The following is a 14,896-nucleotide window of genomic DNA, read 5'->3' as shown; positions in this document are numbered from 1 at the left end:
TTAGAGGTAAGATATGAGACTTGAGACTTGAGATATGAGACTTGAGATATGAGATATGAGATATGAGACATGTACGTCCCTGATATAGGTTGACCTCTTAACCAGTGAAAACCTATGAAAGCAAATGTACGGAGTATTCGCAAGCAGCGTAAATACTCAATTGAATTTAAAAAAAGGATTGTTGCAGATTTTGAAAGTGGGAAGTTTAGTGTGCTCCAATTGGAGAAGCTTCACGGAATCAGAAATCCAACAATTTATAAATGGATTTATAAATTCTCTACCTTTAACGAAAAAGGATTTAGAATTATAGAAATGAAAGACAGCAGCAGCCAAAAGATGAAAGAGCTCGAAGCTCGTATAAAGGAGCTTGAGAGCACCGTGGGCCGCAAGCAAATAATGATTGATTATTTGGAGAAGATGATGGAGATTGCCAAGGATGAACTTGATATCGACATCAAAAAAAACTTCGGCACCCCACAATCAACTGGTTCAGGAAAAACAAAGAAAAAGTGAGTTTTTCAATGAACATGCTATATGCCACCGTTGGTATCAGCAAGCAAGCTGTAAGCCATTATAACACAAGGCAAAAGACCTTTGATAAGAAAGTCAAGCAAATGATGCTCGAAGCTGATGAGCTCAGAGCGGATCACCCTGGTTGTGGGGTTGAGAAAATGTACTATACACTTAAACCAGACTTTATAGGAAGGGATAGGTTTATTGAATTAATGATGGAACTGGGATACCGATTGAAGCGCAGAAAGAACTATATAAGAACGACCATTGCTTCAAAGATTTATTATCCCAACCTGATAAAAGGGATGGAGGTTGACCGACCATCAATGGTATGGCAGTCTGATATTACTTACATACCTATAGGTGACAAACATTATTATGCAGTTTTTATAATAGATGTCTATACAAAGAAGATCGTAGGATATAAAGTCTCTGATAACATGAGGGCACAAGCAAATGTGGATGCATTGAATATGGCATTGAAAGAAAACGATGCTCCTCTGGTGCACCACAGTGATCGGGGGAGTCAGTATACCTACAAGGGCTATATTAATCTTTTAAGGGAAAGTGGAAGCCAAATAAGTATGGCAATCTCAGCCCATGACAATGCTTATGCGGAACGTATCAATAGGACGATAAAGGAAGAATATCTTGACCACTGGAAACCACAGACATTTAACCAGTTAAAAAGAATGACAGCAAAAGCGGTCAAGAATTATAACAGTAAAAGATTACATAACAATAACGACAGAATGAGCCCTGAGAAGTTCATAAATCAATTTTCTTTCTTGAGGCCTCAAGAAAGAAAATTGATGACTATTTTTGATAATATAAATTAATAAATAACGGTCAACACTAATCAGGGATGTTCAACATGAGACGTAGAAAAATGTCTTAGGATTTGAGGGCTATGACGTAAAAAATTTAAGACTTATAATCTTAAACTGCTAATATTAGTTAATTGTTTCCAAACTATTCGTTGAGTAGTAGTATGTTGTTGGTGAATTTGGGTAAATAATTTATATCTTTGCAACCTCCCTGATTCCTGTTTATTTAAGCAAAAGAGTCATCTAACTGAAACTACTTATACGTGAGGTGTTTAACAAAAATTAATGTAACTTCACAAGAAGTAGTTTTCAATTATTCAAAAATTAATGAAAGATAAGATTTACCTCTCCTCACCCCACATGGGCGGTAGTGAATTAGACTTTGTAAAAGAAGCATTTCATACAAACTGGATAGCACCTTTAGGGCCAAACGTTTCCCAATTTGAATCGTTATTGGAGCAGTATTTACAGTCAGGAAGTCATGTGGCAACCCTTAGTTCTGGAACTTCCTCAATTCATTTAGCATTAATAATTTTAGGCGTAGGGAAAGGAGATGAAGTACTGTGTCAAAGTATGACGTTTTCGGCTTCTGCCAATCCTATACTATACCAAGGAGCAACTCCTGTGTTTGTAGATAGCGAAGTGGAAACCTGGAATATGTGTCCTGAATTATTGGAAACCGCTATAAAAGACCGAATAGCAAAAGGGAAAAAGCCTAAAGCAATTGTAGCAGTTCACTTATATGGTATGCCGTATAAGGTAACAGCTTTAAGAACAGTTGCTGATAAATATGAAATTCCTATTGTGGAAGATAGTGCTGAAGCTCTGGGGAGTAGTTATAACGGCAAAAAATGTGGAACTTTTGGTGATATTTCAATCTTGTCTTTTAATGGAAATAAAATAATAACCACTTCAGGTGGAGGGGCTTTAGTTTCAAACAATCTTGCCGATAAAAATAAAGCCATATTTTTAGCAACTCAAGCCAGAGATGACGCACCACATTATCAACATTCTGAAATAGGATATAATTACAGACTTAGCAATGTTAGTGCAGGTATTGGCTGCGGGCAAATGGAAGTACTCGATAAACACGTGTCTTTACGACGAGATATGAATTTGTTTTATCAAAATCTTTTTAAAGATTTCAATGAAATTGAGGTTTTTAAAGAAGCAAATGATGCTATTTATAGCAATCATTGGTTGAGTTGCATTACATTTACCAATACAACAACAAAATTAAATCCTGAAGCCCTACGCAAATTTTTGTTAGCAGAAAACATCGAGGCTAGACCTTTGTGGAAGCCAATGCACTTACAACCTATCTTTAAAGATGCTCCTTCCTATGTAAATGGAGTAGGAGAACGACTATTTAAAATTGGTTTGTGCTTGCCTTCGGGAAGTAATTTAACTGACGCAGATAGAACTAGAATTTCAGAAACTGTTATTAACTATTTAAAAAATAGCGTATAATGAAAATGCCAGGGAAATTTACTTTTCTTGCTTTTAGACTTTATAATAAGTTTAGAGACTTTATTTTAGGCCAACGCTATTTACCGCGTTGGATAGTGGCATTAATAGATCTTTCTATTTGTGGCGTCTCTTTTTTGTTAACTTGGCTTATCTTAAGTGAAACTCCGGTTTTTTTCAATCAGTTTTTATCCATTCCACAGAAAGCCTTAGTACTAATAGGTCTACACTTTTTGTGCTTTATTATATTCCGAACTTATTCTGGGATTATAAGGCATAGCACCTTTGCCGATGTGTATCGTTTTGCAAAATCCACCTTCGCATTTCTAGTAATTACAATGGTTGGAAATATGGTGTTTTATTATTTTAATGGCACCAAACTATTCCTTACTACTACCATATTACTTTATGCATTTTTATCGTTAACGCTATTATTAGCTTTTAGAATTACTATAAAAGAAATGTACCGTTTTCTTCGCGCGGCAGCTACTTCGGGCCGTTTAAAAAAACGCGTTATTATATTGGGAATCGACGATAAAACAATTTCGCTATCACATGCTATTTTATCCGATTCTGCTTCTATATATAAGCCAGTTGCATTTTTAACGACTAAAGAAAAGCGTAAGCGTTTCAAAATATTAAACCTTCCAGTTTGCTATACAGATGATGATCTTGAAACAAACTTAGAAAATACCAAGTCTAAGCAAAATGCCGATGGCGTATTATTTGTTGGAGATTTACTTTCTGTTGACGAACGGAACTCTATAGCAGAAGCGTGTTTTACTGTAGGACTTGAGGTTTATAATTTATCATTACCAGAGCAGTGGAGTGATATTTCGAAAAAACCTTTAAAGATAGATCCTCTTAGAATTGAGGATTTGTTGGAGCGAAGTGTCATCGATACCGATATAGAATTGATATCTAAAGACCTAAAAGATAAAACGATCTTAATTACCGGAGGAGCAGGGAGTATTGGAAGCGAATTGGTTAGACAAATAGCTAAAATAAATCCTAGATTATTAGTGGTTTTAGACAATGGTGAAAGTCCGTTACACGGGGTAGAGATATATTTAAAAAACAACTTCCCGCATCTTAATTACAGCATCTTTCTTGCCGATGTAACCAAGAAAGGGAGAATGGAGGGGATTTTTAAAAAGTTTAAGTTCGATGTAGTTTATCACGCAGCAGCATATAAACACGTACCTATGATGGAGCGTCATCCTAGGGAGGCGATTAAAACAAATATAGTAGGAACACGTACCTTGGCGGAGCTATCTGTTAAGTACGGATGTGAGCGATTTGTAATGGTTTCTACCGATAAGGCAGTCAACCCGAGTAACGTAATGGGGGCATCAAAACGTGCGGCTGAAATGTTTGTACAATCGCTACAACGTACCCCGGGGATAACAACTAAATTTATCACCACTCGATTTGGAAATGTATTGGGCAGTAATGGCTCGGTAATCCCATTTTTTAGAGAACAAATTAAAAATGGTGGTCCTGTAACGGTTACGCATAAAGATATTATTCGTTATTTTATGACCATTGAAGAAGCTTGTCAACTAGTATTACAGGCAGGAACTATGGGAAAGGGGGGAGAGATTTTTGTATTTGATATGGGCAAACCCGTTAAAATATTAGACTTAGCTGAGAGAATGATTAAACTTAGTGGGTTTAAACCCTATAAAGATATCCCTATAGAAATAGTAGGATTAAGGCAAGGGGAAAAATTGTACGAGGAGCTTTTGATAGACGGGGAAAATACGCTGCCAACATATCATCCTAAAATTATGGTTTGCAGTACAGTGCCTCATGAATATACGGTTATTTGCGATGCTATTGATGAGTTAGAACTTATGGCGGATAGTGTGGGGAAAAAGAAGGATATTATCAAAAAGCTTAAAATATTAGTGCCAGAATTTGTAAGCCAAAATTCGGAATATTCAACTTTGGATAAACAAAGTGAATAAATTCTATTTGGATTACAATTTTAACGCTATCAATAAAAAATTATATTTGCAATAAATTATTATAAATGAAAAGAATCTCGATTAAGGTATTAGTTCCTATATTGTTACTGTTTCTTATTGCTTCCTGTGCTTCTAGAAAAGAAATAGCGTATTTTCAAAACCTACCCGATGCGTTAGATCAACTTGATAGTGTGCAAAATAATTTTAAAATTAAACCCAATGATATTTTAAGTATTACGGTTACTGCCTATGACCCTTCTGCGGTAAAACCCTTTAATTTGGTATTAGAGTCGAGTGGGGGAGTACTGGCTCAAAATCAAGGTTATTTAACGGGGGCAGATGGTACCATTAATTTTCCAGTATTAGGAAAAGTGAAGGCTGCGGGGCTTACAAGGGCAGAATTAAGTGAATATCTTACCAAAAGAATATCTGAATATATTTTAGATCCCATAGTTACAATAAATATTCTTAATTTTAAAGTTAGTGTTTTAGGTGCAGTTAATAAACCTGGTACTTTTGCTGTTCAAGGGGAGCGATTAACATTACCTGAAGCGATAAGTCTTGCTGGGGATTTGCATATTCAAGGAAAAAGAGAGAACGTTTTAGTTTTAAGAGAGACGAACGGTAAAAAAGAATATGCCTATTTAGATTTAAGAGATGTTAAAATAATGGAAAGCGACTTTTATTACCTTCAACAAAACGATCTAATCTATGTCGAGCCCAATAGCGCAGCTGCTCAGTCTTATAATGATAACAATTACTTTAGAACCTTAGCAAGTGTAGCTTCGTTATTAATTACCATAATTGTGGTTTTTATAAAATAAAATATGCAAGAATTACCTCAAGATACAAATAAAGAATCAGATCAAGATAGTTCTATTCGAGATCATGTTGCCATTTATCTTAGAAAATGGCCTTGGTTCGTTGTTTCTGTATTAGTAGCATTTATTATTGTTACTATATATCTGCGATATACACCATTAACTTATTCCACAACTACTACCATTTTACTTAAAAATGAGAATAGCAAAGCCTCCTCTGAGTTAGCTGCTTTTAACGATTTGGGATTAGTGGACAAACTCAATATTGTTGACTTTGAAAATTTGAAGGTTGTTTTAAAATCTAAAAGTTTAAGTGAGAAAGTTGTAGATAAACTTAACCTTACCGTTTCTTACTTTGTAGAAGGTAATATTTTGGATACCGAGATATTCGATAATAAACCTTTCGATGTTAAAGTTATAAAGTCTAATGGTACCGATAAAGATTTTACAGGTACTTTTTATTTCAAACCTATTTCTACAACACAATTTACTGTTTTTAATAATGAAAGAGAAAAAATTGGAGACTATACATTTGGAGATTCAATTGAATTGAAACGAGTGTCTTTATTCGTGACTCCAAACCTAAATGTATTAGAAAATACCGATTCTTTTAACAATTATCCTGAAATTCTTGTGAGATTTCAAAAACGGGATGAGGTGGCTAACGGAATTAGTGCAGCTATAAATGTTTCATCGATACTGGAAATGAGTAGTGTTCTAAAATTGTCTTTGACTTCAACTATACCTGAAAAATCAAGGGCAATATTAGATGAATTGGTGAAGCAATACAATCAAGATTCCATGGAAGATAAAAATCTCGTGGCTCAAAATACTGCAGATTTTATACAAGGGAGACTTGAAATTATTACTAATGAATTAGATAGCGTTGAAACAGGCAAGGTAGATTTTAAAGAAGAAAATAGACTTACTAGTATTGAGGCAGAAAGCCAAATTTTCCTTGAGAGTGCAAGTGAAATTAATAGACAACAGATACAACTAGAAACTCAAATTGCATTAATTAACACTATGATGGATTATTTTAAAAATAGTTCAGAAAAGGATTTGCTACCCGCAAATTTGGGTGTTGGTGAGGAAAGTTTTGCAGGAGAAGTGGATAAATACAACCAATTAATTTTAGAGCGAAATCGGTTATTACAGAGCAGCACCACCAAAAACCCAATGGTTGTAGGCCTCGACCAACAAATAGAAGAACTTCGCGGAAATGTTTTAAAAAGCATGAAAAATGCTAAAAACAATCTTCGAATTAGTTTGGGAGAGATTAATAAAGAAATGCGTAAAATTGGTTCTGAAATTTATCAAATTCCGGAAAAGGAAAAGGTTTTTAGAGGTATAAGTAGACAGCAAGAAATTAAAGAAACACTCTATTTGTACCTATTACAAAAAAGAGAAGAAAATGCTATTTCTTTGGCAGTAACAGCTCCAAAAGTTAAAGTAGTAGATGCGCCTTATAGTGATATAACTCCCGTAGCGCCAAATAAAAAGATTTTGCACATGGGAGCATTGTTTTTAGGGATTTCTATTCCTTTTCTTATAATTTATTTAGGAAGATTATTTGATAATAAAATTAGAAATCGCTTTTTTATCGAAAGTAAATCTAGGAATATTCCAATAGTTGGAGAAATACCTGAATTAGGTAATAAGGAAGAAGATTTAGTTAAAGTTAACGATACTTCAATACTCGCTGAGTCTTTTAGAATAATGAGTACTAATTTAAAGTACTTAATGTTGAATAAAACTAATAAAGAAGAGAAAGGAAATGTCATTTTTGTCACCTCTACTATTAAAGGTGAAGGTAAAACCTTTGTTTCTTCTAATCTTGCGGTTACCTTAGCATATGGTGGGGCCAAAGTGGTGTTAGTAGGGGCAGATATTCGAAATCCTCAAATTCAACGTTATATAGATGGGGATTACAATAAGTCAGGTGTTGTGGAATATTTGGTTTATCCGGATACAACAGTTGAAGACTATTTGCAACCTGCAGGAAAAAATAAAAACTTATTTTTATTTATGTCTGGAGTAATACCTCCAAACCCTGCTGAGTTATGGATGCAAGATAGGGCAGGTGAATTATTTAAAGAATTGGCTGCAAGATTTGATTATGTAGTGGTAGATACTGCTCCTGCAATGTTGGTTGCGGATACTATTTTAATTAATAAGTATGCAGACGTAACTCTTTATACCTTAAGAGCGGGGTATACCGAAAAAAACCTTATGAATTTTCCAATTGAGAATAAAAATAATGGTAAACTCAATAATATTTCCTTTGTTTTAAATAACGTTTCTGAAGCTAATTTTGGTTACGGTAACAAATATGGATATACTTATGGTCAAACTAAGAAGACATTCTGGCAAAAGATGTTTGGGAAGTAATCCAACACTATAATGTCAACTATAAAAATTTCCGAAATAGGCCTAGGCTTGTTTCGGATTTTTTATTGATAGATGTTTTTAGAGACAAGTTATAAGACTTAGGACGATAGGACGTAGGACTTAGGACGGTATGACGTAAGACTTGCCTTGTGATAAAGAAATACTCAGTCTGAATTCTGCATTCTGAATTATTTAGTCTGCATTCTTAATTCATAATTCTTAATTCATAACTAGTAAATTCCAAATTCTTAATTCTGAATTCTGCATTTTAAACTCCTAACTCTGAACTCATAACTTTGAACTCATAATTCATAACTCTAAATTTAAGCTATCCTTATTTTAAAACTAAAAATCTGTTATAGTTTTCACAATAATTTAAAGAATTGATGTGTTAATTTTGAAATACTGATTATAGCAATTAGCTTTGTTATATATAACCATAAAATTTTTAAACCATGAAAAAGTTATTATTAGTTTTTGCTGCTGCATTAGTTATGAGTTGCGGGGATAATAAGAAAGAAGAAAAAACTGAGATGAAAATTGGAACTCAGAAAACAGTAGAGAAAGAAGTTACTGAAGATATTAATGCAGATCCTAATTTAGCTGTTGTTACTATAGAAGGAAACGACCAAATGAAATTTAACAAGAGTGAAATTCGCGTTAAAGCTGGGCAAAAAGTAAAACTTACCCTTAAGCACGTAGGTAAAATGTCTGAAGATGTAATGGGACATAACTGGGCCTTACTCACTGCAGACGCAGATATGGCTACAGTGGGACAAGCTGCTGCTTTAGCTAAAGAAACAGACTATATCCCTGCAGATATGAAAGATAAGTTTATCGTCCATACCGAAATGATTGGTGGAGGAGAAACAACTACCATAGAGTTTGACGCGCCTGCTGCAGGTACCTATACCTTTCTATGTACCTTCCCTGGGCATTACGCGCTTATGCAAGGAAAGTTTATTGTTGAATAAACTATAGCGCCTATAATTATTACAAAAAAGCTGCATATTAGATGTGGCTTTTTTTTGGACAGATTTGAATTCTAGATGTGAGATTTGAGATGTGAGATTTGAGATTTGAGATGTGAGACGTAGGACTGTAGGACATAGGACGTACGACGTAGGACATAGGATGTATGGCGTAAGAGCCAAGAATTTAGAATTTAGACTTCTCTCAAATAATTACGATAACCACCCATCATCCTTCAACTACTCTAAACTCTCAATTTATAACTTTTAAAACCTAACTCATAACTCCTAACTCCTAACTCCTAACTCATAACTCATAACTCCTAACTCCTAACTCATAACTCATAACTCCTAACTAAAAAACTACTCATCATCCCCATAAATCAAGTTTATAAATTCTTCCTCATCAATATCACCAAAATATTCTTTTAGGTTCACATCTTTTATGATTTTTGTGATGTCCTCTTTATCGTATCGGGTTTCCAGTAAGAGATTTTCTAGGGTTTCTACGGGTTCTTTTCCAAAGAAATCGCCATAAACTTTAAATTCCTTGATTAGCCCTTTGTCGACAAAAATTCGCAAATCTATTTCACCGATAGGGAAACGTTTGCTACGTTGAATGTTGAATTTTGGAGATTTACCATAATTCCAATCCCAAGTGTCATATTTTTCTTCTTTCAATTGGTGTACAGCTTTCCATTCGTCTGCCGTGAGGCGGTAGGTTTCAAAAGGTTCACTTTCTTCGTAAAGGCCTTTAAGAAGCAAGGTTCTAAATGCTTCTATAGTGAGTGGTTCATTTAAGAACTCTGAAATATTCGCAACGCGACTTCTCACAGATTTGTGGCCTTTAGATTGGATTTTACTCATTTTTACATTTAGTGCATTTACAACTTCACCTAAGTCAGTATTAAAGAGTAGCGTACCGTGGCTAAACATTCTCTTTCCTGTAGAAAACTGGGCTGTACCTGAAATCTTCTTTTCGTCTATTAATATATCATTTCGGCCTTTTAATTCAGCATCAAGCCCTAAACTGTTTAACACTCTAATTACAGGTGCAGTAAACTTTTTAAAGTTGTTTAAGCTCTTTACGTCGTGATCGGTAATAAAACTAAAATTAAGATTTCCAAAGTCGTGGTAAACCGCTCCCCCGCCAGAAACTCTTCTCACTACATGTATATTATTATCCTCGACATATTCGTGATTGATTTCTTCTAAAGTGTTCTGATTACGTCCTATAATTATGGAAGGCTCGTTTATATAAAACAATAAATAATCATTTTCTGCACTAAAATTTCGCAAAATATACTCTTCTAAAGCTAGGTTTAGCCGTGGATTGGTGACATCCTCATTTTCTATAAAAATCATAGTTCTTTATTTGTGATTTAAACCTCAAAGATAGGATTTATCAGTCGTTTATTTTATTGAGCGGTTTATAAAGTCATTATTTAATTTAGAAGCAATGAGTGTAAGTCGTGGAATAATTTAAGTGTTTGTAAAAATTTAATTTAATTAAATTAATAATTGTACTTTTGATTCTAAATCTTTGTTTCGGACTGTACTTTAATTAAATATTTCTTAAAATATAATTGAAAGCTTATATTAGATGCTTTTATCTTATATTTGCTCGTAACAAACTGACTTTCTCCCCAATAATTCTTGTTAACTTATTAATAAGTGAGAATCCCTATGGATAAAGTTGTAATATATGGCGCCGGCCGACATGCTGAACTTACAGCGAATTTAATGACAAAGTATAACTTACACCAAGTTGTTGCTTTTACGGTTAAAAGAGAATATCTTAATACATCAGAATTAAATGGATATCCAGTTATTTCTTACGAAGATATAACACGCATTTATCCTAACGACGAATTTAAGTTGTTTATAGCTGTTGGTCCACAACGAGTAAATCGAGCAAGAGAAGAAATTTTTCAAGAGTGTAAAAGGAATGGATATAGCTTTGTAAACTGTGTTTGTCCTTCGCCTTTCATTGATAAAACTGTTAAGATAGGAGAGAATATCTTTATTGATCAGTTCTGTTGGATTTCAAGTTTTGTTGAAATAGGAAACAACACCACTTTAATTGGATCAAAAATAGGGCATCACTGTAAAATTGATGATAATTGCTTTATATCTGCAAGTATATTAGCTGGTAATGTACACTTGAAAAACAATGTTTTTATAGGCTTAGGGTCAATAATTGGTCCCAATATAATTTTAGGAGAATATACAGTTGTTGGAATGGGGTGTACAATTTCTAAAAATACTGACCCTGCTTCAGTTTACTTAAATAAAGCTACTGAAAAGCAAAGTTTTGATTCAACCAAATTAAGGCTTTTATAAGATTTAATGGTAGGGAATTAGCTTAATAATCAATTAACATCTTCAATTGTGAAAATATTTATATTCGGTCAATCTACAGTTCATTGGGGGAGAATAGAGTTCGGAAATATTGGAAATTACTATATAGTTGAACCTGCCATCCGAATGGTACATTATACTTTCCCCAATGCCAAAGTAAAAACAACCTTACAGCTATCTAAAAGATTTTGTCTAGATGAAAATATAGAAGTAGTGCCGATGGAATGGTACTATGGCTTTATCGAAGAAGATCTCCCCATAGCTCAAAAAGAATATCAACTCGCTTTAGATTATCATAACGGAAAACCTCTCACCGAAACAACTCCTTTTATGGACGCTATAATGGAAGCGGATCTAGTTATAGATTTCAGTGGAGATATTTGGGGTGACAATGCGGACTTTTTAGGAGAAAACCGGTTTCTGGTAGGTTTATATAAAGATAGAACCGCACAGCTATTAGGTAAAAAAACGGTTATGATGGCGGGTTCACCTGGTCCATTTAGCCCAGGGGAAAACTTAGATTTCGCCAAAGAAGTTTTTGAAAATTTCGACTTAGTTACCAATAGAGAAAGTTTCAGTAGGAAAATTTTGAAAGAATATGGGTTCAATTTAAGCAATCTTAAAGATCTAAGTTGCCCTTCATTTTTGTTTGAAACTAAAACTGATTTAGACATAGAAGAAATTCATCCGCTATTCAATCGGGAAAAACCAAATTTGGTCGTTGGAGTTATTCTATGTGGATGGAATTTTCCTACTCAAGCCTTTGATTCTGCTAAACGAACAGAATCAGAGTATGATTTTCTTGTAAATCCATTGTTAAAATTCTTAAAAGAGAACTCTGAAGTAAAATTATGTTTAATGTCTCATTCCAATGGATTTAATCCAGGAGAGAAGCCTTTTCGTCTTCTTCATGGGAGAGATTATGATACTATTAAGCAATTAGAAAAAATAATGCTTCAAAAAGGTTATGCAGATAGGGTTTTTGCTCTTAATGATGTATATGATCCTTGGACAACTAAAGCCATTATAGGAAATTTTGATATGTTAATCAGTGGTAGGATTCACGGAGCAGTTGCCGGATTGAGTCAACAAATTCCTACGGTGATTATAGATTACGGTAATGGGCCCCAAGCACATAAATTAAAAGGTTTTGCTAAAGAGGCAGGGGTTCTAGAATATGTTGCAAACCCAAATCTACCAGAAGATATTTTTTATAAAATTCAAAAATGCATTCAGAATTTAAAAATCATAAGAGAACAACTTAAAGTGCATATTCCCGAGGTCAAGAATAAATCGAAACAAAATTTTAATCTTTTAAAAAGTCTTTTTGAATGAAAAAGATTGGAATTATGCAACCCTATTTCTTACCTTATATAGGATATTTTCAATTGATGGAAATGGTGGATGAATTTGTGATTTATGACAATATAGAGTTTTCTAAAGCCAGTTGGATTCGTCGAAATCGTATGCTACAAAATGGCAAAGATGCTTATTTTACTTTACCGATTAAAAAGGATTCGGACTTTTTAGATGTGGATCAACGCTATTTAGTCGAAAATTTTGATAAGGAAGCAGGTAGGTTATTGAGGCGTATAGAAGCTAATTATTCAAAAGCTCCTTACTTTAATGATTTTTTTCCAGTAGTTGAAAAAATTATATGTTATGAAGAACGCAATCTATTCGATTACATTCTCAATAGTGTATATTGTATAAAAGATTTCTTAAATATTGAAACCCCTATTAAAGTATTTTCTAAATTGGGGAAGGATGTCCACTTATTGAGGGCACAGGATAAGGTTATAGGAGTTTGTAAAGCATTACAGGCAACTCACTATATAAATTCCCTTGGTGGGAAGAACTTATATGACCCAGAAAGCTTTGAAAAAGAAAATTTAGAATTATTCTTTTTTAGAACTAGTCAAATAGAGTATTCACAATTTGAAAATGATTTTATACCCTTTCTATCAATAATGGATGTTTGTATGTTTAACGATGTTTCTCAAGTAAGTGAGTTTTTAAACCATTATGAAATAATAAATCCATGATATCGCTTACATATACCTTTAATAAATCTACTGAGCAGCAAATAAAAGAACATTTTTGGAGAGTAGATAATGACTTTAAACCTGCATTACATACTTATGTCGATATAGATGAATATTCAAAGAAATTAGTTGATAGTGCTATTCGCTTAGAATATTATAATGAAAACATCTTAATAGGACTTATGGCAAGTTACTTCAATTCGGAAAGTAAGTTTCTTTTTATTACAAACTTCAGTATTGAAAAAGAATATCGTGGTCAAGGAGTAACTTTAATAATTGAATTAATAAAGTTTTTAGAAGGTCGATTTTCAGAGATTTCGACCGAAACAATTAAACTTAGCAAGGATTTTACAAAAGCACTTGGTATCAATGTTGAAGCTAATAAAATACCTATTAAGAGTATACATACAGAAGTTCGTAACGATAACCAGGTTCTAATATATGTATATAAAAAAATTGGCTTTTATGTAAAAAGTGTAGGAGAAACTTCAACTTATTTGATAAGAGAAATATGAAAAAACCTTTAGTTTCCATATTGTGCATCACCTATAATCACCAACAGTTTATCGGCAAATGTCTTGAAAGCTTGACAAATCAAAAATGTGACTTTGATTTTGAGATTCTAATTCACGACGATGCCTCTACCGATGGTACCCAGGCTATTATTAAGGGATTTCAGCAAAAATATCCAGAGATTGTAAAACCAATTCTACAAACTGAAAATCAATGGTCTAAAAAAGCTGGAGGTATAAACTTGAGGTTTAATTATCCCAGAGCCAAAGGGAAGTACTTAGCGCTCTGTGATGGAGATGATTTCTGGATAGACGAGAAAAAATTACAAAAACAAGTGACATTTTTGGAGAATAACCCTGATTTCTCCCTTGTTTGTGGAGCTTATATGCGGGTTCAAGATGGAAAAAAAACACCAGTTATAAGAACCAACAAAGTATCCCCAGAAAAAAATGAGGATAAAGGTTCGCAATTTGATCTAGAGGACCATAATAAGGCTTGGTTTTCGTTAATAAGGCCTTCAAGCGTTTTATTTCGAAATTATGCAGAACAGGTAAAACTTTTAAAGGAATATGAATTTTCTTTTGATATCCATCTCTTTTACCATCTTTTAAAAATAGGCAAAGGATATTACAGCAACGAGATACTAGTTGGTTACAACGTGCATAAAAGTGGAGTGAACAGCGGGACGGATCATCGAGACAGATTACTATTCCAATACTATTTAGTTAAAGAGATTTATGAAAAAGATAAAAATTCATTTAGTAAGCAACGTTATTTGAAGATTTGCTTTAAAATAATTAATTTAAAAATTTCTGGATTGATGCCAAACTCCAAAATAAAAACGCCCCAACTTAGAAACAAAACCATAACTACAAGACAAATTATTCGGGAAATAAAACCTTTAATGAATTCTGAGAAAGAACGTAAAGAATTTTATAAATGCTTTATTCCGCTACAATTAAAAATTTTAAAATCGGAACTTAAAAAAAAAATGAGTATAAGTAAATAGAAAGATTC

13 protein-coding genes are annotated in these 14,896 nt (G+C 33.5%); 12 read left to right on the top strand and 1 reads right to left on the bottom strand.

All coding sequences use genetic code 11. The features are described from left to right. Nucleotides 1-114: 114 nt before the first annotated feature. From H4O20_RS08870 to azu, 7 genes are all read left to right on the top strand, one after another. Entirely contained in the window at nucleotides 115-513 is a 399-nt protein-coding gene (locus tag H4O20_RS08870; RefSeq protein WP_139856833.1) for a transposase, read from the top strand. An 8-nt stretch (nucleotides 514-521) separates the two neighbouring features. Beyond that, nucleotides 522-1,352: an IS3 family transposase gene (locus H4O20_RS08865; RefSeq protein WP_306785644.1), complete on the top strand. Its 831-nt coding sequence runs from the start codon at nucleotides 522-524 to the stop codon at nucleotides 1,350-1,352. A gap of 315 nt (nucleotides 1,353-1,667) precedes the next feature. Continuing rightward, the gene (locus H4O20_RS08860) at nucleotides 1,668-2,810 is read left to right on the top strand and encodes a DegT/DnrJ/EryC1/StrS aminotransferase family protein (protein WP_185099020.1); all 1,143 of its coding nucleotides are present in this window, start codon (nucleotides 1,668-1,670) and stop codon (nucleotides 2,808-2,810) included. Continuing rightward, on the top strand, nucleotides 2,810-4,777 hold the full coding sequence (locus H4O20_RS08855) for a nucleoside-diphosphate sugar epimerase/dehydratase (protein ID WP_185099019.1): 1,968 nt from the start codon (nucleotides 2,810-2,812) through the stop codon (nucleotides 4,775-4,777). Before H4O20_RS08860 ends, H4O20_RS08855 begins: the two co-directional genes overlap by 1 nt. A gap of 65 nt (nucleotides 4,778-4,842) precedes the next feature. Further along, a complete protein-coding gene (locus H4O20_RS08850) occupies nucleotides 4,843-5,601 on the top strand; it encodes a polysaccharide biosynthesis/export family protein (RefSeq protein WP_185099018.1) in 759 nt (252 codons plus the stop codon). Nucleotides 5,602-5,604: 3 nt separating this feature from the next. Beyond that, nucleotides 5,605-7,989 carry a polysaccharide biosynthesis tyrosine autokinase gene (locus tag H4O20_RS08845; RefSeq protein WP_185099017.1) on the top strand — a complete coding sequence of 795 codons (2,385 nt, stop codon included), beginning with the start codon at nucleotides 5,605-5,607 and terminating at the stop codon, nucleotides 7,987-7,989. A 455-nt stretch (nucleotides 7,990-8,444) separates the two neighbouring features. Then, nucleotides 8,445-8,963 (top strand): azurin, encoded by a 519-nt coding sequence (gene azu, locus H4O20_RS08840; RefSeq protein WP_185099016.1) that lies wholly within the window; start codon nucleotides 8,445-8,447, stop codon nucleotides 8,961-8,963. Between the two features lie 360 nt (nucleotides 8,964-9,323). On the opposite strand, the gene H4O20_RS08835 is transcribed toward azu, so the two are convergent. Then, a complete protein-coding gene (locus tag H4O20_RS08835; protein ID WP_185099015.1) occupies nucleotides 9,324-10,325 on the bottom strand; it encodes a lipoate--protein ligase in 1,002 nt (333 codons plus the stop codon). Between the two features lie 321 nt (nucleotides 10,326-10,646). Between H4O20_RS08835 and H4O20_RS08830 the strand changes: the two genes are divergently transcribed. From H4O20_RS08830 to H4O20_RS08810, 5 genes are read left to right on the top strand one after another with little or no spacing between them, the layout of a single operon-like run. After that, nucleotides 10,647-11,303, top strand: coding sequence for a sugar O-acyltransferase (locus H4O20_RS08830; protein ID WP_185099014.1), 657 nt, complete (start codon nucleotides 10,647-10,649; stop codon nucleotides 11,301-11,303). 48 nt (nucleotides 11,304-11,351) lie between these two features. After that, nucleotides 11,352-12,656, top strand: coding sequence for a polysaccharide pyruvyl transferase family protein (locus H4O20_RS08825; RefSeq protein ID WP_221442805.1), 1,305 nt, complete (start codon nucleotides 11,352-11,354; stop codon nucleotides 12,654-12,656). Next, complete coding sequence (locus tag H4O20_RS08820) at nucleotides 12,653-13,366, top strand: WbqC family protein (protein WP_185099013.1); 714 nt, start codon at nucleotides 12,653-12,655, stop codon at nucleotides 13,364-13,366. Before H4O20_RS08825 ends, H4O20_RS08820 begins: the two co-directional genes overlap by 4 nt. Next, nucleotides 13,363-13,881 (top strand): GNAT family N-acetyltransferase, encoded by a 519-nt coding sequence (locus H4O20_RS08815; RefSeq protein ID WP_185099012.1) that lies wholly within the window; start codon nucleotides 13,363-13,365, stop codon nucleotides 13,879-13,881. Before H4O20_RS08820 ends, H4O20_RS08815 begins: the two co-directional genes overlap by 4 nt. Then, nucleotides 13,878-14,888, top strand: coding sequence for a glycosyltransferase family 2 protein (locus tag H4O20_RS08810; protein WP_185099011.1), 1,011 nt, complete (start codon nucleotides 13,878-13,880; stop codon nucleotides 14,886-14,888). The genes H4O20_RS08815 and H4O20_RS08810 overlap by 4 nt, the downstream gene beginning before the upstream one ends. Nucleotides 14,889-14,896: the final 8 nt, after the last annotated feature.

It is taken from the genome of Aequorivita sp. 609, from assembly GCF_014212065.1.
Classification (GTDB): domain Bacteria; phylum Bacteroidota; class Bacteroidia; order Flavobacteriales; family Flavobacteriaceae; genus Aequorivita; species Aequorivita sinensis.
The sequence above is the reverse complement of the archived record's forward strand: the minus strand, read 5'-3'. Positions and strand labels throughout refer to the sequence as shown.

What these genes read in the sequence shown, in the direction of transcription:
- H4O20_RS08855 (WP_185099019.1), top strand. Translation starts at nt 2,810, where the DNA reads ATGAAAATGCCAGGGAAATTTACTTTTCTTGCTTTTAGACTTTATAAT.
- H4O20_RS08860 (WP_185099020.1), top strand. Translation starts at nt 1,668, where the DNA reads ATGAAAGATAAGATTTACCTCTCCTCACCCCACATGGGCGGTAGTGAA.
- H4O20_RS08865 (WP_306785644.1), top strand. Translation starts at nt 522, where the DNA reads ATGAACATGCTATATGCCACCGTTGGTATCAGCAAGCAAGCTGTAAGC.
- H4O20_RS08815 (WP_185099012.1), top strand. Translation starts at nt 13,363, where the DNA reads ATGATATCGCTTACATATACCTTTAATAAATCTACTGAGCAGCAAATA.
- H4O20_RS08820 (WP_185099013.1), top strand. Translation starts at nt 12,653, where the DNA reads ATGAAAAAGATTGGAATTATGCAACCCTATTTCTTACCTTATATAGGA.
- H4O20_RS08850 (WP_185099018.1), top strand. Translation starts at nt 4,843, where the DNA reads ATGAAAAGAATCTCGATTAAGGTATTAGTTCCTATATTGTTACTGTTT.
- H4O20_RS08810 (WP_185099011.1), top strand. Translation starts at nt 13,878, where the DNA reads ATGAAAAAACCTTTAGTTTCCATATTGTGCATCACCTATAATCACCAA.
- H4O20_RS08870 (WP_139856833.1), top strand. Translation starts at nt 115, where the DNA reads ATGAAAGCAAATGTACGGAGTATTCGCAAGCAGCGTAAATACTCAATT.
- azu (WP_185099016.1), top strand. Translation starts at nt 8,445, where the DNA reads ATGAAAAAGTTATTATTAGTTTTTGCTGCTGCATTAGTTATGAGTTGC.
- H4O20_RS08835 (WP_185099015.1), bottom strand. Translation starts at nt 10,325, where the DNA reads ATGATTTTTATAGAAAATGAGGATGTCACCAATCCACGGCTAAACCTA.
- H4O20_RS08845 (WP_185099017.1), top strand. Translation starts at nt 5,605, where the DNA reads ATGCAAGAATTACCTCAAGATACAAATAAAGAATCAGATCAAGATAGT.
- H4O20_RS08830 (WP_185099014.1), top strand. Translation starts at nt 10,647, where the DNA reads ATGGATAAAGTTGTAATATATGGCGCCGGCCGACATGCTGAACTTACA.